Below are 20,037 nucleotides of genomic sequence, written 5' to 3'. Positions count from 1 at the left end.
TGTAGGTTTGTACCTAAGGAGAATATCTATGAGAGTTATAAATTATACCCGCTGGGCTATTACAGAGTTGTTTTTTACAATGAGCGTTTTTTCGGCGGTTTTGTTCGGAACATATGCATTATCAATAAGGTTAGGTAATCATTTGACTGATACAAATTTGTCAATATTATCTGGAGTCTTTTTTGTAGTATTTGCTCTTTCTCAAGTATGTGCAGGAGTATTAATAAATAAGCTATCACCTAAATTACTGCTTAGTGGTTCAGCATTTGTATCTGCTTTGGGAGCATTTTTATTTGCACACACTACTGTATTTGAGTTACTGGTAGTTGCTAGGATAATGCTTGGATTAGGTTTAGGTTGTACATTTGTAGGAGTACTTTATGTTGTCCAGACTAATTTTTCAGAGCATCAGTTTGCATTTTTTTCATCCTTGAGTCAGAGTATAGCTAATATTTTTGCAGGGATGTTGGCATTATTTGCAGGTAAGGCTTTAAGTCAATACTCATATACTTATGTTTTTGATATTCTTGCAGTAATGTTTATTATCTGTACTATTGGTCTTAGTATCTTGTTACCTCATAAGACAAGAACTACGAGTGACAGTGATCCACAAGAACCAGTAATATCTAGAATGTGGAGTATTCTTTCCAAACGAAACTTTTGGTTAGCATCATTTTACTTTACAGGTTTGTTTGGATCAATTTTGACATTTGCAGACTTATATAATGTCACCTATGAAATGAAAGTATTTGGTGTGCCACATGATATGGCTATTATGATGAATGGTTTAGTACCCATAGGAGTAGCAACAGGGGGTGTCATTGCTGGATTTTTGGTATCAAGATACCAAAATAATAGGCTAACAGCTATATGTTTTAGCTTAATTACACTTATTTTCCTTTGCCTAATTATGTATATAAGATGGCCAGATAGGCGTTTTGGATTTGAAATAGCTTTCTTGTTTAATTTCTTATATGGTGTTGGATGTGGTGGAGCTATGCTAGCGTTCCAAGAGATTCAGTTGTTATTTAAGCAGTTCTCAATAAGACCATTAGCTAACTCATTAGTATTAACTTTTGCTTATTTATTTAATGGTATTGTTATACAACCATTGACTGGGTATATTATAGGTGAAACGAGGGTTGTACACTATTTTAACCAATCTTCGCCTTACTCAAGATGGCTATATGACACGGGCATTCATAATGAATGGCATAAGTTTAATAGCGGTTTGTTTATTATCGTATTAATAATAGTAATTAGTTTTGTAAGTAGTATTTTCTTTACTAAGAAAAAATCAAACTAATTATTTTCTATATATTTAATTATATTATTGATTTCTAAATTAGAATTTGCTAATATTAATGATTAGAAATTACAAACATTTATCATAGTTATGGATTTGATACAGATGAAAGATAACGCTAGTAAAGCATCGTCTTTATTAAAAGCAATATCTCATGAGTCTAGATTGTTGATTCTTTGTTTGTTATTAAGGAAAGAGATGACTGTTGGAGAACTTGCAGAATATTCTGATTTAAGTCAGTCGGCTTTTTCTCAACACTTATCTGTTCTTAGAAATAAAGGATTAGTTAAATGTAGAAAGGAATCGCAAAATGTTTATTATACTATTAAAGATTCTTCCGTGATAAAAATCTTAGAAGCGTTATATGGCATATACTGCGGCGAAGAAAAAAAGTAAAAAATTTAAATTACATATTAGAGTTAACTAAATTAGAAAAAGCTTAACATAAAGGAGAGCAAAATGAGTAAAGTAAAAAATATTTCAGTTAAAGATTTTCTAGAATTACAAAAGAAAGAAAAGGTGAAATTAATAGATATCAGAACAACTGGTGAACATAATAGAGAATGTATTGATTGCGCTGAGAATATAATGGTCGATGAAATATATGATGCAGACATTCAGCCTGATGAAATCGTAGTACTTCACTGCCAATCTGGTAATAGAACTAATCAAGCAGCAACTAAGGTAAAAGACCTAAATGCGAAGGCAGTATACTTGTTAGAAGGTGGTTTGAATGCTTGGAAACAGCACAAGCAACCTACAAAAAAAAATGTTAAAGAGCCTCTACCAATAATGCGTCAAGTACAGATAATAGTTGGTTTTATGGTACTGTTGGGTGTAGTGCTTTCGTTTACAGTATCGCAATATTTTGCGATTTTGAGTGGGTTCTTTGGTGCAGGACTTTTATTCGCTGGCTTAACAGGCACATGTGGTTTAGCAATAATGTTAGAATTTTTACCATATAATAAAAGAAAATAACACTTTATATAATATTTCTAGAGGAGCTTATAATGGCTAAAAAATATCTCATAGTTGGTGGTGTTGCTGCAGGCGCATCAGCAGCTGCAAGACTAAGAAGGCTTGATGATAAAGCAGAGATAATAATGTTTGAAAAAGGACCGCATGTATCATTTTCTAACTGTGGTTTACCTTATCATTTAGGTGGGCATATCGAGCCGGCTGAAAAACTGATATTAATGACTCCAGAGAAGTTTGATACAAGATATAATATTGAGGCTCGTACAAATTCGGAAGTGATTAGTGTTGATAAATCAAATAAAACTGTATCAGTCATAAACCATATAACTGGAGAAGAGTGTACTGAAAGCTATGACAAGCTTGTGTTAGCAGTAGGTGCTAAGCCAATAGTTCCTCCTTTTAAAGGTCTTGAGACAATTAATCACTTCATCTTAAGAAATGTTGTCGATGTCAAAAAAATTCACGAAGCTGTTTTCAATAGTGAAAAACCTGTCAAAGATGTAACAGTCATAGGAGCAGGCTTCATTGGTATTGAGGTCGCAGAAAATCTTAAAGAAAGAGGTTTTAATGTAACTATAGTTGAAATGGCTAATCAAATTATGCGTCCGTTTGATTATGAAATGGTTAAGTATCTAGAAAAAGAGTTATTAGACCATGATATAAACTTGATGTTATCTGAGAAAGTAGTTGGTTTTGAATCTGATAAGGTTCTGCTTGAATCAGGTAAAGAAGTTAAGTCAGATCTAGTAGTTTTGGCTATTGGTGTAGCACCAGATACTGCATTTCTAAAAAATGTGGGCATTGATCTAGCTAAGAGTGGTCATATTGTTGTTAATGAAAATTATCAAACATCAGATAAAGATATTTATGCAGCAGGAGATGCTATATTAGTTAAAAATGCTCTTACTGGACAAGATTTTAATTTGCCTTTGGCAGGACCCGCTAATAAACAAGGTCGCTTAATCGCAGATCATATAAATGGTAGAAAAATTGTAAACAAAGGCTATATTGCTTCATCGATCATCCAGATATTTAATTATACTGGCGCGGCTACAGGCTTGAACGAAGCTTGGATTAAATTTCATAATTTAGATATCGATTATCAGGTAGCATATACAGCGCCATTTGATAGAGTAAGTATTATGCCTAATGCTCAAAATGTATTTACAAAAATATTGTTTGAGAAAAATACGGGTAAACTTCTAGGTGCTCAGACAATTGGTAAAGGTATAGTTGATAAGAGGGCAGATGTGTTTGCAACAGCTATCAAAGCAGGTATGACAGTAGAAGATCTTCAAGATCTTGAATTATGTTATGCTCCGCCATACTCAACAGGTAAGGATGTAGTTAACCATACTGGCTATGTTGCAAATAATCTTTTAAATGGAGATTTTAAACAAGTTTTATTTACTGATGTTGAAAAGCTTTTAGCCGAGAATGCTCAAATTATTGATGTTAGAGAACTTGGTGAAACATCTAAAGGTATGTTAGTTGGAGCTAAAAATATACCAATGTCTGAGATTAGAAATAGATTGTCAGAGCTTGATAAAACTAAGCCTGTATATGTACATTGTCAATCAGGTCAAAGATCATATAATGTGACTCTAATGTTACAACATCATGGTTATGATGTTTATAATATTGCCGGTGGTTATGCTATGATTTCTAATTATTATGGTACTATTGAGCGCATTACAGGCAAGTGTCATATTTCAATAACTTAAACTAGAACAGATAAATATATCTAGGAGGAACTATGATTTTTAGACAACTAATTGATAGAGATACTTATACCTATACTTATATCTTGGGTTGTGAGCAAACTAGGGAAACTATAATAATAGATCCTGTAAGATTTAATGTTCAACAATATTTAAAACTATTGAAAGAACTTGATCTTAAATTGATCTATGCTGTGGATACGCATGTTCATGCAGATCATGTTACAGCAGCAGGTATTTTAAGAAAAGAAACAGGCTGTGATATAGTGCTAGGTGGTGAAACTAAAGCGCAATGCCCAACTAAAAGAGTATTTGATGGAGATATATTAACATTTGGTAATTATCAGATTAAGGCAATATATACACCTGGTCATACAGATGACTCTTACTGCTTTATAACAGAGAATATGCTTTTCACTGGAGATACTTTGCTGATTAGAGGGTCTGGTAGAACTGATTTTCAAAATGGCGATTCTCATGCTGCGTATGAGAGTATTATGACTAAACTTATGACTTTACCGGGTAGCACAATAATATATCCTGGTCATGATTATAATGGTGTTACTAGTAGTAGTGTTGCCGAAGAAAAGAGAAATAATCCAAGACTACAGATAAACTCTCCAGAAGAGTATGCTAAGATAATGGATGATTTAAAATTACCTCCACCAAACTATATAGATATTGCAGTTCCAGCTAACCTAAAATGTGGTATAGAAGAAGAGTAATATGTTTTTGATTATATTTGGATTTATCTGCGGAATTGCTTTGGGTTTAACTGGTGGTGGCGGATCTATATTAGCAGTTCCACTACTTACTTATGGTGTAGGTTTAGACTTTCATATAGCAGTTCCTATTTCTCTCCTTGTAGTAGGATTTACAGCTATTTTTGGTCTTGTAGTTAACTATAAGCAGCATGATATTAATTATTTAGCGGCTGCTATAATGATTACGACAGGAGTTATTTTTGCTCCAATTGGTAGCTACATATCTCAAGGCTTATCAGACAAAGTGCTAATGGTTAGTTTCTCTATACTTATGATTACAATAGGTATTTGGAGCTTGATAAAGGCTAAAGTAATGTCAGGTGCTAAGAAATCAATATGTGAGAGTATCGCTCCGAAATGTATTATTGCATTATTAGTAAGTGGAGCAATTGTTGGTACTTTGACCGGATTCTTTGGAGTTGGTGGCGGATTTTTGATAGTGCCAGCATTGGTGTTTATAACAGCTATGCCAATTAAAAGAGCTATAAATACTTCTTTATTGGTAATATTTGTTGTATCAATATCTGGGTTTATATCGCATTACGAAGAAGAGCATATGAGTTGGTATGTGGCTGGTATGTTTATAATTGGCAGTGTAATTGCGATGTTAATAGCTACTAAACTTAAAAAGAGGCTTAATGATAAAATCTTACAGACATTATTTGCTATTATGTTGGTTGTGCTTGGAGCAGTGATTTATTTTATAAATTAGGCTACAACGTTTAAAACTTTAATTTTTGTTAACTAGTTTTTAGCCAACCTGTAATACTCAGTCTTTTATTTTCTGTAAGTACAGATAACACTTCGTGTTCAATGGTTTTGCTATCAAAGAGGATTATCTTTCCATTAGTTGGAAATATTTGTAATATTTGATTATTAAGATATAGTTTTAACTCTCCACCAAAAGATTCATTCCAAATCTCATTAAGATAGCAAACTATAGATATTGTTCTGCGATCATCATTTTGAAAGGTATCGATATGTTTTTTGTAGAATGATCCTTGAGGATAAACTGCGTAGTGAAATTCCTTTGTTACAATTCCAGCAAAACATGTTTTATTAAGATACTCAATAAAACTATTTATCTTTTTAAAAAAGACTGAGGCATGTTTTGTTTCATCTAGCCAAAAAATAAAGTCATTACGTATAGATCTTTCCAAGTTTTCATTTAAGCGATTACCAATTGCTGATTTTTTAAAGCAATCAGTATCATAAAAATGATTAAGTTCTTTGCGTAGTTGAGTAGTTTCATCATTCGTTAGCCAACTATCAATAATACAGAAACCATTGCTAAGATAATCACTAATTATTTTTTCATAAAAAGGATTAATTTCGAATAAATCAGACATACAATGCCCAATTAGTAAAGAGTAAGGAATTATATATCAGAAACTAAAAATCAGTTATCTATTTTTATGATAAAGTCTTCTAAATACTCATCAACATCTAATTCATATTCAGAAATAGCAAGATGTTTAGCAGATTTTTTCTGTTTGTGCATCTCATCTGTAGAGCCAGTGTTTAAATGATGCCAGTCAGGAAGGTCTTTATTTTGTAGTAAAAGCTTATAACTACAACTATTAGGAAGCCATTTGTGTGCATGATTTTTAAGTTGTTTATATGTTAGGTTTATGCAGTCAGGTACAATTTGCTTTCTTTTTTCATACATACTGCATTGGCATTTTCCAATATCTAAAAGCTTACAACTAACTTTTGTATAGTATACTTCATCAGTTTCATCATCTTGAAGCTTATTTAAACAGCAAATACCACATCTATCGCAAATAGATTCCCATTGCTCTTTACTCATATCTTTTAGATCAATTTCTTGCCACCATTTACTCATAATTTATTCATCTATGATAATTTGAGAAGTATTAAACTAAATTATTTAAGAAAAATATAGTCTAAAAAGAAAAGTAATACATTTTATCATCCTGAGTTAACTCTTAACATTCCTATAAAATCAATAGTTATAAATTCAGTATGATATTTTGAGTTTTAATAGAGAATATTTAAGAAACTTGTTGAACTGGTTGAGTTAACACTGGAGAAATACCTGTTTGTACAAAAATTTGCTGTTGAATTTTTGCAAAAGCATTTTCGTAGGACTGAGGATTAAGGATTGCATAAGATGTATTTATTGGAGCAGCTCCTTGATTAGGATCAGGAGTTGATTGATAGACTACAAAGTTAATTCGTATACTAGAGTCTTTAGCTGATTGTCTATAAGGCTGAATAAATGCTGTAGCTTCAGTATATTCAGATTGTCCCCAGTCATTAGCATTTTCTGTACTTTTAGCGGTAATTATACCGGTATTGAAGTTAGCATCTTGAATGATATAACCGAGATTTTGCATAACAGTAACTGTTGCATCAAAAGCTGTTCGTAAATTAACATCAAAAACTTTTGTTTGCATAAGTTGAATTTGTAGAGGTGTTAAATTTGGTTGTTGTGGTCCTGATGATATACATCCAGATAAAGCTAAAACAACCAAGCAAACTAAAAGCCTAAATTTCTTATGCATATTATAAAAGCCTCATCTAGAAGTTAGTTGATAATGATTTATAGTTAGAGACAATATTACCCTTGAATGTGATAATAATAGTCATAGTTTTTTGTGATTGCATGAATCCGGATTCTTGAGTATTTTCACCTGTTATCAGTAGTGTTAAGAAACCATCTCTAGAAGCATTATTCTCAACAGTTGCATTTGTTTGATATGTCCATACAGATTCTCCGCTTGCATTTTGAGTAACTATATTAGGAGAGCCAAAAGCATTTATAACCTCATCTTTGGTTGTTACACCTTTTTTAAGTGTTAAAGAAACATTACCAGAAGTGTAAGGAGTTTTTACAAATCCAACATCTTGTGGGTTAGTATTACTTACACAAGAGTTAAGGATAAATACTGTTCCTATCAGACATATAGTTTTAAATTTCATAATAGTCTCTATGGTTTATGAGGAGTAATTTGTCGAGGATATTTTATTACAGATATCATAATAATGGTATCTAAAACTTCATGATTTTAAAAGTATTAATAGCTTATGAGATCTATATATATCATTGTTAATAATGTATAATTAAAATCATAAAATTCGCTAGTAAATATTATCTATATAACAATTATGAAAACTACTGCTAGAGCTAGGAATAACGCTCGTTTATATACTGTGCAAGCTTTGTACCAAAAAAAGGTTGCTGATCATACATTTTCTGAACTAAAAACTCAATACTATGCAGATAATGCAGAGAGACATTATACTGACTGGGATCTTTTTTATAGATTAATGGATGCAGTTAGAGAGAATCAAGATGCTATAAACAACTACATACAAGATAATTCAAAAAATGGTATTGAGTCTATAAATTATGTAGATTATGCTGTATTGCAGGTCGCTATAGCAGAACTTATAGAATGTCTAGAGAATCCATATCAGATTATTATAAAAGAGTATGTTGAAATTTGTTATAGTATGGGGACAGAAGAAGGGTATAAATTTGTTAACGCAGTTCTACAAAACCTAGCTAAGTCGATTAGAGGTGAAGAGTAAAGTTATCTTGTGATGCAAGAAAATTAAACTTATTACGATGTTCCTGCTGTTTGTTTTTATCTAAAGTCGCCGTTAGGATAGTTTCTTTATATTGCTCATGAGCTAAAATATCTCCATTATAGTCAATGATCATACTATCTCCAGAATAACTAAAGTTAGGGTCATTTCCAACCCTATTACAAGCGATAACATAAGCTTGATTCTCTATTGCTCTTGCTTTTAGTAATGATTTCCAATGTTCACGGCGAGACTCTGGCCAACAAGCAACATTTAGTAGTACATCATATTCATTATTATTACAATTAAATACAGGGAATCTTAGGTCAAAGCATATAGTCAAAAGTATATTAAACCCTTTATAGTTAATGATTTGACGTTTATTTCCATTGGTATATTTTTTATCTTCTCCAGCATGTATAAATAGATGATTTTTATCATAAGTATAAACTTGCTTGTCAGGAGTTACAAAATAAAGCCTATTGGCAATTTTATTTTCTGTAAAAGTTGCAGCGCTACCAACGATAGCATAATTTTTATCTTTTACCTGATTGTACATCCAGTTGATAATATCTTTTTCAGAGCTTGCCTCATTAGTAGGGTTCATTATAAAACCAGTGTTGAACATTTCACAGAGCACTACCAGATCTGTATGTTTATCAATATTAGCGATTTTATTTTCAATGGCTTTATAGTTTGCTTGCTTATCATCCCAAACAATATCTGATTGAATTACACTGACTTTTAGCTTTGACATATATTATCCTTATTTTGGTGTTTAGGTCTCTTTTGAGAGTTTATCAATATTTTACTAAATCGTTAAGGACAAAGTGCTATATATAATGAAGTATAATTTGTTGACAAACAAATAACTCAATAACATAATAATCATAATTTGTTTTAACACTTATATAAGGAAATTATGAAGACTATAAAATTAAAAATTTATGCAATATTATCTGTCGTTATATTAGCTTTGATTGCTGGATGTTCAAGCATCGAAAATAGTAATGGTATAAAGTATGTAGAGGGTTATTACATAATAGAAATGCCATATAGTTTTGACAAGGTTTATAATGCTGCACTAGAATCAATAAAAACGGGAGAAACGTATACTATAAATGGAGTTCCATACGATCTTAAGATAAACAGTAATGCTAATGGTAAGGCGATTTTAGAGGGTGTTAATGATAATGATCTTAAAGATACTATTCGTATAGAGATTGTTAAGTTATCAGATAAGCTCACGAAAGTAGCGATTAAGTATGGAAAAGATGGAAACTCTATCAGATCTTCTGCAGAAGTTCAAATCATTGAAGGTAACATTAAATACGGTTAATAGATAAATTTTATTCTAAATTTTTGCAAGAATCTTTGCACCTTTGATTATCTCATCATCTTTTTTAGCAAAACAAAGTCTTAGTAGCCCATTTTGTGGTTTTTCAAATAATGATGAGATTGGAACTAAGCCAATGCCATGTTCTTTGATTAAATTAGAGGCAAAATCCTCATCAAACTCGTTGCTAATATTACTGTAGTCTAGCATCTGGAATGGGGAACCATACCATTCAAGAACTTTAAATCTAGTACCTTTTAAGTTATCTCTTAAAAGCTGATTTTGTTTTTTGTATAGTTTGTTGAGATTAATGTAATACTCAGGATGTTCAATAATTCCCTCTGCTAAAGCTAGTTGTAGGGGATGTACTGCTGAGAAAGTTGCAAACTGTTTTACAGCTAAGATATTTCTAATAACCTCTGTTGGAGCTATAACTACTCCTTGACGCCATCCAGTAACATTATAAGTTTTTCCTAGAGATTGAAGAACAATGAGCTTATCTCTTAACTCAAGTATTTCAATAGCACTTGTAAAACTTTCTCCAGCATAGATATGTTCATATACCTCATCAGAAATTACTAGAAGATTTTTATTCTTAATAATTTTAGCAATTTCTTTAAATTCATCTTCTGATATCACAGTACCCATAGGGTTATGAGGAGAGTTCAAGATAATAAGTTTTGTTCTATCTGTAATTGCATTTGCAATAGCTGGGATATCAATTCTACCATCTGCTAGTAGTTTTAGTCTTACACATTTACCTTGGTTAAGTTTTGTAGCTCCAACATAAGTATCAAAAACTGGATCAAACATGATAACTTCATCACCTTGTCCGATATAAGCAGATATTAGAGTAAATAAACCTTCTTGGGCTCCTGCAGTGATAGCTACATTTTCAATATTTATTTCTGCATTGTAGCATTTTTTAGTCTTTGTGACGATGGCATCACGCAATGCAATAGTGCCTGGAATTGGAGAGTATTGATTTTTTGCGTGCTGCATATGAAACAGTGCTCTATCAATTAACCATTCAGGAGTATCAAATGCAGGAGCTCCTTGAGTGAAATTAAGCGCTTTATATTCTGCAGCTAACGTAGCAAATCTGCCATAAACAGAAGGAGATGTATCTATATAAGGTTTAGCTTTGATCATAGTCTTTGTTGTAAATTATTAGTGTATTTACAGTATATAATATAAATATATATTTTAAGTAGAATTTTGTGCGAAAAATATACTAAATAATAGAGATATATTAATGCTTTATAGTGAATTCAAGAGGGTTGCCGTACGTCGATAAATATTTTTTTCCTAATAGTTCTGAGCCTATATAGTTAAGATGATTTGAATCGGCATAGATTGGAATATTATCTATTTCAATATTACAGTAACTGTCATTGCAGATCACTCTTTTAGGATCTATAACTACTAATGTAGGAAATTCTTTTTTAAGTTTTTTAACAAGGTTAGAAAATATCAACTGTTGTTGTGTGACGAATTTTATGTTTAATTTGCATGAATTTTCTCCAAAAATAAGTGGTAGTTTATTTTTTTCTAATGGACAAAGATTCGTAACATCAGTATTAAGTGCTGGAGTATCCAGAATAAGTACAGGTATACTACCATTGTCCATTACTAACTTGATGGATTCTTGTATTGAATTAACCGAACTAGAGTAGAGGGCATTTGACCATTCACCAGCAAGAATAACATATTTATATTTTTTTGATTTTATCAAATTAGCAATGGCCTTGTTTCTATCAGTAACAGAAACATATTCAACAACATTTTTGAAAGTTGGTAAGAAGGGTGTGGATTTTTGGGTTACAACGTAAGCTTTCTGGTTTATGTTATCAAGCCAAGTAGTTATCATCGGTATTTCAGATCTTGCATGAGAGTCACCTACCAACAGAAAATTTGTATCTTTAGCTTTAGGGCTTCCGATTGAACAGACATCAATATTAGGAAGCTGTTTTGATTGGAAGCTAGCAGATTGAATCATAAGGAAACAATTGTTTTGATCAATTTTATTAAACCCGTAGTTATAAGTTAGTTTATTTTGATCAATAAGGTTTGAGGAATTAAAACCAAATTTATTATTAGTTGAGGCTATGTAAAAGCAGCAAGCCAAAATTAGAGGTACTATCCATAGCAATATGAAGCTTTTAGTAAAACTAAACTTATATCTATGCCTAAAAGGTTTTTCTACAAATAAATATGTTAATGTAGCAAGAAATAAGCTAGTAGTAAAAATCATGATACAAATAGTGGCAGTTTTATCAATACTTAAATAGTTGACATAAGCAATAATAGGCCAGTGCCATAAATATAAAGAATATGAGATAAGACCTATAGCTACAAAAGGTTTTAGAGAAAGTATTCTATTTATAATAGGTATATGATTAGTATTGGCACCAGAATATATATAAATAGTTGCTCCAATACATGCTATAACAGTCCAAATACTAGGGAAACTTACATTAATAAAAAATATAGGGGCTATCATCATTAAAGCACCTATTGCAGAGAGTATATTAAGGGTCAGTTTGTTATTATTTAAAATAGCTGAATTATTAAGATATATAGCTAAACAGCAACCAAATAAAAGTTCAAATGCTCTATGAGTTGGAAAGTAATACCATCTGTCAGAGCTTAGAATATATAAATTAAATTCACCAGAAAGGAAAATCAAGCAAGATATAACTAGCAATATTATTGAAGTAGTTAGAAGTTTTACTTTTGTTGAAAATTTCAGTTTAAATAATAATATTAAGATTAATGGCCAGATCATATAAAATTGTTCTTCTACACCTAATGACCATGTGTGAAGTAATGGTATTATCTGTGAGTTTTGTCCGAAGTAACCAAAATCAAGTTTTACAAAGAAATATATATTAGAAAAAGAAGCAATTGCACTAACAAGTGATTCGGCGTAGTCTATTAAATCTTGTGGTAGTAATATAAGCCATGCAAAAAAAGTAGAGAAAACTAAGACAACTATTAATGCAGGTAGAATTCTTCTAATTCTTCTTAGGTAAAAATTTTTGATAGAAAAAGAATTATTTTGTAGATCTCTAAGAACTATAGATGTAATTAAATATCCAGAAATTACAAAAAATATATCTACACCAAGAAAGCCAGATTTAATCCAACTTATATTTAAATGGAATAGAACTACGGATAATACCGCAAAAGCCCTTAATCCATCTATATCTTTTCTATATTTTATATTGCTCATTAAGATTGTGCCTTTGTATTAATTATTGATAGTGGATTACCATACCTCTCTAAATAAAGGTTACCCAAAAGAGTTGATCCGATGTTATTCAGATGAGTATTGTCGGTATACAAAGGAGTATTGCCGACAGATGTAAGAAGCTCGGTTTTAGAATCCTTTTTTTCTATAAGTTTATTGGGATCTATTACAATGAGCTTTTCTCCATATTTATGTTTTAATTTTTTTATAAAATCATTCCTGCTATCTATTATACTATAACATTGTCTGTCAAGAATTTTATCTAATTTTGTAAATCCACATGTTGACTTTGGGCCTCCATATACATCGTACATGATAATAGGTATTATTTCTTGTTTGATGAAATTCGTTACTGAACTGTCAATTTGTTCAAAAGCATCAGTTTTGAGATATGTATCGTAATTCCAATATCCAGCTAGAATAATTGCTTTGGGTTTTAATTTGTGTATGTAATACTCAGTATTTTTATCAAATGAATTACTATACATCATATACTTATAGAGTTTAGGATCACCTGTCAGTGACTTAGTATAAATATACCCTTTAAGTTTTAAATTCTTTAACCAAACATTTATCATACCCTCATATGCCATAGCATGAGAATCTCCTAGAACTAAAATGTCTGTGTGATCTTTATTAATTGCGCCAAAGAAGCAGTTATTATTTATTTCATTTAGATTATAATTTTCACCGGTATTGCACTGATCTAGATTTAAAGATTGGCTACTATAAAAATTTAGATTTAAATTGACTGCCTCCTTATTAAAACCAAATCCTTGATGCTTAGACGCTGTGTAAAATCCTACTGATGTAACCAAAGGTATAATCCATAATATAAAAATACTTTTTTTAAAACTAAAAATAATCTTGTATCGGAATGGTTTTTCAATAAATATATACGTCAATGTTGCTAATAGTATGCTACTAATGAATATTACAACACAAACTAGAGTAGTTTTTTCAATACTAAGATAGTTTATATAGGCTATGATAGGCCAGTGCCATAAATATAAAGAATATGAGATAAGACCTATAGCTACAAAAGGTTTTATTGAGAATATCTTATTTGCTATTGGAGTATGATTATTATTACCACAATAAATAAATATAGTAGCTCCGACACATGTGGTAATAGTCCATAGACTAGGAAATCTGACATCAATAAAGAAGATAGGTATAATCATCAAGAACACAGAGATTATTGATAAAGCCTCAAGCACTATTTTATTATCTAAAATTATTTTATTTGTATTTTGAACTGATAAAAAAATAGCTAAACAACATCCAAATAGCAATTCAAAAGCTCTATGTGTTGGAGAATAATACCATCTGGGAGAGTCTATAATATGAATATTTAGCTCACCAGATAGAAAAAGTATGCAAGAAATAATTAAACAAATAATAGAAAAAAATAGTAGTTTCTTTTGATTGAAATTTAACTTAAATAAAGCTAGTAAAAATAATGGATAAATCAGGTAAAACTGTTCCTCAATACCAAGAGACCATGTATGTAATAAAGGTATAATCTGTGGGCTAGCTCCAAAATAGCCAAAATTAAGTTTTATAAAGTAATAGATATTAGCTAAGGAGCTAATAGAGCTTATAAGAGACTCAGAATAATTTAGTAAATCTTGGGGTAATAATATTAACCAAGCAAAAAAACTAGAGAATAATAACACAACTATTAGTGCTGGTAAAATTCTTCTAATTCTTCTTAGGTAAAAATTTTTGATAGAAAAAGAATTGTTTTGTAGATCTCTAAGAATTATAGATGTAATTAAGTATCCAGAAATTACAAAAAATATATCTACACCTAGAAAACCTGATTTAATCCAATTTATTTGAAGGTGAAATAGAACTACTGATAATACAGCAAATGCTCTAAGACCATCTATATCCTTTCTATACTGAATATTACTCATGAGGTATTTGGTTTTTACAATCAGCTGTTACATATGATACATTTTTTTGAAATATAATTATAATTATCTATCATTAGTTATTGGATTACCAAATTCTTCTAGATACTTTTGACCTATAAGTTTAGAACCAATATAACTAAGATGATGACTATCAGCGTATATGGGTATACCTTCTATAGTTGTTTTACATTCATTTTTAGAGCAAATTATTTTACTAGGATTTATAATCTCTACTTGTTCAGGATATTGATTTTTAAATTTCTTATATAGCTCAGTTTGAGTTTTAATCCATTCTCTATATATACCATAGTCTATATTACAATCAAGATGTATTCTATTTATAGCACATAAGTTAGATATATTTTTATTTTCAGGTAGATATGAAGCAGGTTGACCCAAGTAAGGAGTATCAACTATTAAAATAATATTTTTGTTATTCGTCAGAGCTTCTTTTATGATTAAACCAAATATATTTAGTTCATTTTTGTTTCCTATACCTCCCATATTCGCAATAATAATAGTCTTATAAGAACTATTCTTTGCTATTGCTTTTTTTATAAAGTCAAATCTTTGTTTCATAGCATCGTTTTTTATATTTTGATTTAGGTCATTTGGATATGGAGCATATGGCGCAGTATTTTCATTATCATTAGGCGTTATTGCTAAAAGAGTTGCGTTTGTATGAATATTTTTTAGCCATTCAGATATCATTGGCCAATCGGATCTCGCATGAGAATTACCTAAAACTAGAATATGAGATTTTTCATTATCAAAAATCCTACACTTTGTACTATCATAATTTTTTTCATATGAAACATAGTATGGTCCATTACGATTAATCTCAGAGTCTTGAGCAAAGTTATAAAAGCAACCATTGTTGTCTATTTTTTCAAAACCATATTTGAATGTAAGTTTATTCTGATCAATATTTGGATGATTAAAACCAAATTCTTGATACTTAGCAGCCGTGTAAAATCCCATTGATATAACTAAGGGTATAATCCATAAGATAATTAAACTTTTTGAGAAGCCAAATTTAAATTTATGCCTAAAAGGTTTCTCTACAAATAAATAAGATGTAGTTGCTAATACAATGCTCAAAAGAATAACCATCGTAGCAATATCGGTAGTAATAGTAACACTTAAATAGTTTAAATAAGCTATTATTGGCCAATGCCATAAATATAAAGAATATGAGATAAGACCTATAGCAACAAAAGGCTTTATTGAAAATAATCTATTAACAACGGGAGTATAACCAAAACTCCCTGAATAGATAAATAGAGTAGCGCCCAAACAAGCCAATATCATCCAAAAGCTTGGAAAGCTTACAGATATAAAAAATATTGGAATTATCATAAGTATTAATGACAAAATTGAGTAAATATTTAAAAGAATCTTATTTGGTAATTTAAGTTCTCTATTATTTAGGCTAATGGCTAGAAAACAGCCAAATAAGAGCTCAAATCCTCTGTTAAGTGGTATATAGTAAAACTTTGGAAAATGTTTGTAAAAAAATATGGCTATTGAAATAGTAATAAATAGTAATGTGATAGTTAATAAGTATTTCTTAGATGAAGCATTTAGTCTGAACAAAATAATCAAAATCACTGGCCATACGATATAAAATTGCTCTTCAACACCTAGTGACCATGTATGCAAAAGTGGTATAGTAGAGGAGTCAGTTGCGAAATAGCCAAAGCTTAGTGTTTTAAAAAAGAAAAGGTTTGAAATAGAAGCGATTACACTTACCATTGATTTTGCATAGTTTAATAAGTCCTGTGGTAAAAGTATTAGCCATGCAAAAAAACTTGAAAATACTAAAACAAAAATCAAAGCAGGAAGGATTCTGCGCATTCTCCTTAGGTAGAAACTTTTGATAGAAAATGAATTGTTTTGTAGGTCTCTAAGAATTATAGATGTAATTAAGTATCCAGAAATTACAAAAAATATATCTACACCAAGGAAGCCTGATTTAACCCAACTAATTTCTAAATGATATAAGATTACTGATACTACAGCTAGTGCTCTAAGACCATCTATATCACTTCTATATTTTATATTATTCATAAATATTCTCTAATAAAGTTACTTGTATTATGATACATTTTTATCAACAGTTAATACAATATAATTTAGATTAGATATTTTATTCTATTTTTGAATAAACTCTAATTTTAGAGGTAAGATTTATGGAAAAGAATTAGGCTAGAATGTCGAATAATTTCTCTAATGTAATTTCTTGTTTTTCTTGAGTTTTACGATTTTTATACTCAATCAAACCTTGTTCTAACAGTCTATCACCAATAACTACATGATGTGAGTAGCCTATAAGATCTGCATCAGCAAACATCACACCGGGTCTTGCGCCCCTATCATCTAAAAGCACATCTATCCCTTTTGCAACTAACTCTTGATAGAGTTTATCAGATATTTGTTTGACATTATCTGACTTATTGTAGTTGATTGGTAATATTGCAACTTGATATGGAGCGATAGCCTCTGGCCAAATGATTCCATTTTCATCATGAGATTGTTCAATTGCAGCAGCCATTACACGAGATACTCCAAAACCGTAGCAACCCATAAGCATAGGTTTAGGTTTGCCATCTTGGCCAATTATATTGGCATTCATTGGTTTCGAATAAACATCTTCAAGCTCGAAAATATGTCCAACTTCGATACCGTTTGTGAGCTCTAGAGTTCCGTTATTATCTGGAGAGATATCTCCTGTAACTACATTTCTAATATCGGCAATTTGATAATTAGTGATATCTCTATCCCAATTCACATTTGTAAAATGATAATCATCTTCATTTGCTCCACAACAGATATCTTCAATCATCATCGCACTATAATCAGCTATGATTTGTACAGGACAGTTGACTATCCCTAATGAACCTGGATTAGCATTAAAAATAGAGAAGATTTCATCTCTAGTTGCAAGAGTGTATGGAGCTACAATTTGTTCAAGTTTATTAATTTTTGTCTCGTTAAGTTCATGGTCGCCTCGGATAACTAAAGCGAAGAAATTACCTTTAGCATCTTTTATAACCATAGTTTTAATAGTTTTTTTGATATCAAAATCAAGTTCGCTACAAAGTTTTTCGATAGTCTTAATATTTGGAGTATGAATTTTTGTTATAGTATTCTCAGAAATTGCTCTTGTGCTTAAATCTGGTTTTGCATAGGTTGCTAGCTCAATATTTGCAGCATAATCAGAGCTATTGCTATAGCATATAATATCTTCACCAGCATTAGCTAATACTTGAAACTCATGACTATTATCACCACCGATTGCTCCAGTGTCAGCGCGGACAGGACGATATACTAAGCCAATTTTATCAAGGATGTTACAATAAGTTTCATGCATCTTATTGTAAGTATTATGTAAGCATTCGCTATTTTCATGGAATGAGTAGGCATCTTTCATGATAAATTCACGGGCACGCATCACACCAAAACGAGGGCGGATTTCATCTCTAAATTTTGTTTGAATTTGATAAAGATTTAGAGGTAATTGTTTGTAACTCTTGATAGTGTCACGAGCCATATCTACAATAGGTTCTTCATGGGTTGGACCATAGCAAAAATCTCTTTCATGTCTGTCTTTTAGCTTCAGAAGCTCAGGACCAAACTTATCCCAGCGATGAGTTTCTTGTAATAACTCAGAAGGTAGGACACTTGGCAGTAATAACTCACTTGCTCCAGCTTTATTCATTTCTTCGCGGACTATATTTTGGATTTTCTGTAGAACTTTTAATCCTACAGGCATCCATGTATAGATTCCTGAAGCAAGTTTTTTTATCAAACCAGCTTTTAGCATGTATTGATGGCTAGTAAGTACGGCTTCTTTAGGAAGCTCTTTTGTAGTAGCAATAAGGGTTTGTGTAGCTTTCATGATTATCTAAATTTCAAAATAAAAATATGAGCTAAATTATAGCAAAAAAATAATTATAAAATATAAAAATTGACTCTAGATGAAGGAAGTTAAGGAGATATGAAAAAACTAAGGAGTATCACCTAGAGTAATCTTTATATATTAAGACTCAATCAAACCCTAAAGCGTAACTTTGTTACTTGCTGGATATGATTTTGCTTAGGAGTGTATATTCTATACTGAATAAATTTTATGTCAATTATTTTTTATAGGTTTAATAACCAATAACTATCTGGATCAGATGGGCAAAGATGAGGACCACATTCAACAAATACACTTATCGTATTAGCAAGAGTTAAAGCTAGTATCAAAAATATTGCTAATTTAGCAAATAGGCTTAAATTTTTCTTTTTGTCTTCATTTGGAGTAAAGAATCCACAAACAGTTGCATATATTATGAAAATAATACTTACAATAAAATTCCAAGTATACATATGTAATGAAAATACAGCATCTCCATAATTTCCAGTACCAGGAACAATGTGTAAAAGTATTTGTGTCATTGCCATCGCGGCATTTAAAATAGCTACTAATGTTACGAACAAATAGTTCTTGTATTTATTGCCATGAGCTAAGTTTAGTAGTAACCCAAAAGTTAATAAACTCAGCGACATTCTTTGGAATACACATAAGGCACAAGGCAATTCTTGGAAATAAAGTTGATAATAAAAAGCCATTGCTAACACGATACTTATACCAATAATAGCTAAAGAGTCGAATAAATCTAAAATATTATCTTTCATAGTTAGCCCCTTAAAGTTGGATATTTATATATCGAATTGTATGAGGGATAAATACTATTAGTAATAATCCCAATGATATAAGAAAAAGAGTAATAGCCAGCTTATGTTTATTTGTTATAGCAAATATCAAGCTAAGAAATGTTGTTAGAAAGATTAAAAATATCATATTGTCAAACTTTATAAATACTGATGTTAACGAGTATAGTCAAAATTTAACTATAAGTGAAATCGAAATTTCTAAATTATATTATAACTAAAACTAATATCATGATGATAAGCACACTTAGGGCTATTCAGAATTCATAAATTTAGAGATAAGAAAGGAGGAGAAAAATACAAACTACCAAACAGCCCTAAGTAAAAAAACTCTTTAGTATAGTGGAAAATTTTTCTTGAATTTGTTGGCTCCCCGAGACGGACTTGAACCGCCGACCAATTGATTAACAGTCAACTGCTCTACCGACTGAGCTATCGGGGAACTTGTGAGGTATTATAGGGTTGTTTTGTGATGCTGTCAAC

The 20,037-nt window shown here is 30.8% G+C and carries 19 protein-coding genes and 1 tRNA gene; 8 read left to right on the top strand and 12 right to left on the bottom strand.

Annotated elements, in window-relative coordinates; translation table 11 throughout:
• Positions 1-28 precede the first annotated feature (28 nt).
• From ACKTR7_RS05880 to ACKTR7_RS05855, 6 genes are all read left to right on the top strand, one after another.
• Positions 29-1,306, top strand: a complete 1,278-nt coding sequence (locus tag ACKTR7_RS05880) for an MFS transporter (protein ID WP_407877443.1) — start codon at positions 29-31, stop codon at positions 1,304-1,306.
• Between the two features lie 90 nt (positions 1,307-1,396).
• Positions 1,397-1,702 (top strand): ArsR/SmtB family transcription factor, encoded by a 306-nt coding sequence (locus ACKTR7_RS05875; protein WP_407877442.1) that lies wholly within the window; start codon positions 1,397-1,399, stop codon positions 1,700-1,702.
• Between the two features lie 63 nt (positions 1,703-1,765).
• Positions 1,766-2,284 (top strand): rhodanese-like domain-containing protein, encoded by a 519-nt coding sequence (locus tag ACKTR7_RS05870; protein WP_407877441.1) that lies wholly within the window; start codon positions 1,766-1,768, stop codon positions 2,282-2,284.
• 32 nt (positions 2,285-2,316) lie between these two features.
• The gene (locus ACKTR7_RS05865) at positions 2,317-4,008 is read left to right on the top strand and encodes an FAD-dependent oxidoreductase (RefSeq protein WP_407877440.1); all 1,692 of its coding nucleotides are present in this window, start codon (positions 2,317-2,319) and stop codon (positions 4,006-4,008) included.
• 32 nt (positions 4,009-4,040) lie between these two features.
• Positions 4,041-4,730, top strand: coding sequence for an MBL fold metallo-hydrolase (locus ACKTR7_RS05860; protein ID WP_407877439.1), 690 nt, complete (start codon positions 4,041-4,043; stop codon positions 4,728-4,730).
• A 1-nt stretch (position 4,731) separates the two neighbouring features.
• Positions 4,732-5,481: a sulfite exporter TauE/SafE family protein gene (locus tag ACKTR7_RS05855; protein ID WP_407877438.1), complete on the top strand. Its 750-nt coding sequence runs from the start codon at positions 4,732-4,734 to the stop codon at positions 5,479-5,481.
• A gap of 28 nt (positions 5,482-5,509) precedes the next feature.
• Here the strand turns inward: ACKTR7_RS05855 and ACKTR7_RS05850 are convergent, their stop codons facing one another.
• The 4 genes from ACKTR7_RS05850 to ACKTR7_RS05835 form a co-directional block, all read right to left on the bottom strand.
• Positions 5,510-6,118 carry a 2OG-Fe(II) oxygenase gene (locus ACKTR7_RS05850; RefSeq protein ID WP_407877437.1) on the bottom strand — a complete coding sequence of 203 codons (609 nt, stop codon included), beginning with the start codon at positions 6,116-6,118 and terminating at the stop codon, positions 5,510-5,512.
• 50 nt (positions 6,119-6,168) lie between these two features.
• Positions 6,169-6,615, bottom strand: coding sequence for a YcgN family cysteine cluster protein (locus tag ACKTR7_RS05845; protein ID WP_407877436.1), 447 nt, complete (start codon positions 6,613-6,615; stop codon positions 6,169-6,171).
• 169 nt (positions 6,616-6,784) lie between these two features.
• Positions 6,785-7,297 (bottom strand): hypothetical protein, encoded by a 513-nt coding sequence (locus tag ACKTR7_RS05840; protein ID WP_407877435.1) that lies wholly within the window; start codon positions 7,295-7,297, stop codon positions 6,785-6,787.
• A gap of 16 nt (positions 7,298-7,313) precedes the next feature.
• Positions 7,314-7,715 carry a hypothetical protein gene (locus ACKTR7_RS05835; protein WP_159184940.1) on the bottom strand — a complete coding sequence of 134 codons (402 nt, stop codon included), beginning with the start codon at positions 7,713-7,715 and terminating at the stop codon, positions 7,314-7,316.
• 186 nt (positions 7,716-7,901) lie between these two features.
• On the opposite strand from ACKTR7_RS05835, the gene nusB reads away from it, so the two are divergent.
• Entirely contained in the window at positions 7,902-8,327 is a 426-nt protein-coding gene (gene nusB / locus ACKTR7_RS05830) for a transcription antitermination factor NusB (protein WP_222831037.1), read from the top strand.
• Here nusB and ACKTR7_RS05825 read toward each other — a convergent pair.
• On the bottom strand, positions 8,311-9,081 hold the full coding sequence (locus tag ACKTR7_RS05825) for an amidohydrolase (RefSeq protein ID WP_407877434.1): 771 nt from the start codon (positions 9,079-9,081) through the stop codon (positions 8,311-8,313). The two genes, nusB and ACKTR7_RS05825, sit on opposite strands and share 17 nt — an antisense overlap.
• 165 nt (positions 9,082-9,246) lie before the next feature.
• Between ACKTR7_RS05825 and ACKTR7_RS05820 the strand changes: the two genes are divergently transcribed.
• A complete protein-coding gene (locus tag ACKTR7_RS05820; RefSeq protein WP_044526643.1) occupies positions 9,247-9,663 on the top strand; it encodes a DUF3568 family protein in 417 nt (138 codons plus the stop codon).
• Between the two features lie 15 nt (positions 9,664-9,678).
• On the opposite strand, the gene ACKTR7_RS05815 is transcribed toward ACKTR7_RS05820, so the two are convergent.
• From ACKTR7_RS05815 to ACKTR7_RS05785, 7 genes are all read right to left on the bottom strand, one after another.
• Positions 9,679-10,812 carry an aminotransferase class I/II-fold pyridoxal phosphate-dependent enzyme gene (locus tag ACKTR7_RS05815; protein WP_407877433.1) on the bottom strand — a complete coding sequence of 378 codons (1,134 nt, stop codon included), beginning with the start codon at positions 10,810-10,812 and terminating at the stop codon, positions 9,679-9,681.
• Between the two features lie 100 nt (positions 10,813-10,912).
• On the bottom strand, positions 10,913-12,895 hold the full coding sequence (locus ACKTR7_RS05810) for an acyltransferase family protein (RefSeq protein ID WP_407877432.1): 1,983 nt from the start codon (positions 12,893-12,895) through the stop codon (positions 10,913-10,915).
• On the bottom strand, positions 12,895-14,835 hold the full coding sequence (locus tag ACKTR7_RS05805) for an acyltransferase family protein (protein ID WP_407877431.1): 1,941 nt from the start codon (positions 14,833-14,835) through the stop codon (positions 12,895-12,897). Before ACKTR7_RS05805 ends, ACKTR7_RS05810 begins: the two co-directional genes overlap by 1 nt.
• Before the next feature lie 63 nt (positions 14,836-14,898).
• On the bottom strand, positions 14,899-16,905 hold the full coding sequence (locus ACKTR7_RS05800) for an acyltransferase family protein (RefSeq protein WP_407877430.1): 2,007 nt from the start codon (positions 16,903-16,905) through the stop codon (positions 14,899-14,901).
• A 133-nt stretch (positions 16,906-17,038) separates the two neighbouring features.
• Entirely contained in the window at positions 17,039-18,736 is a 1,698-nt protein-coding gene (locus ACKTR7_RS05795; RefSeq protein WP_407877429.1) for a proline--tRNA ligase, read from the bottom strand.
• A gap of 245 nt (positions 18,737-18,981) precedes the next feature.
• On the bottom strand, positions 18,982-19,518 hold the full coding sequence (locus ACKTR7_RS05790; RefSeq protein ID WP_407877428.1) for a disulfide bond formation protein B: 537 nt from the start codon (positions 19,516-19,518) through the stop codon (positions 18,982-18,984).
• Positions 19,519-19,920: 402 nt separating this feature from the next.
• Positions 19,921-19,996 (bottom strand) — tRNA-Asn (locus ACKTR7_RS05785).
• Positions 19,997-20,037: the final 41 nt, after the last annotated feature.

Source organism: Francisella sciaenopsi, from assembly GCF_045862875.1.
GTDB classification, from domain to species: domain Bacteria; phylum Pseudomonadota; class Gammaproteobacteria; order Francisellales; family Francisellaceae; genus Francisella; species Francisella sciaenopsi.
The sequence above is the reverse complement of the archived record's forward strand: the minus strand, read 5'-3'. Positions and strand labels throughout refer to the sequence as shown.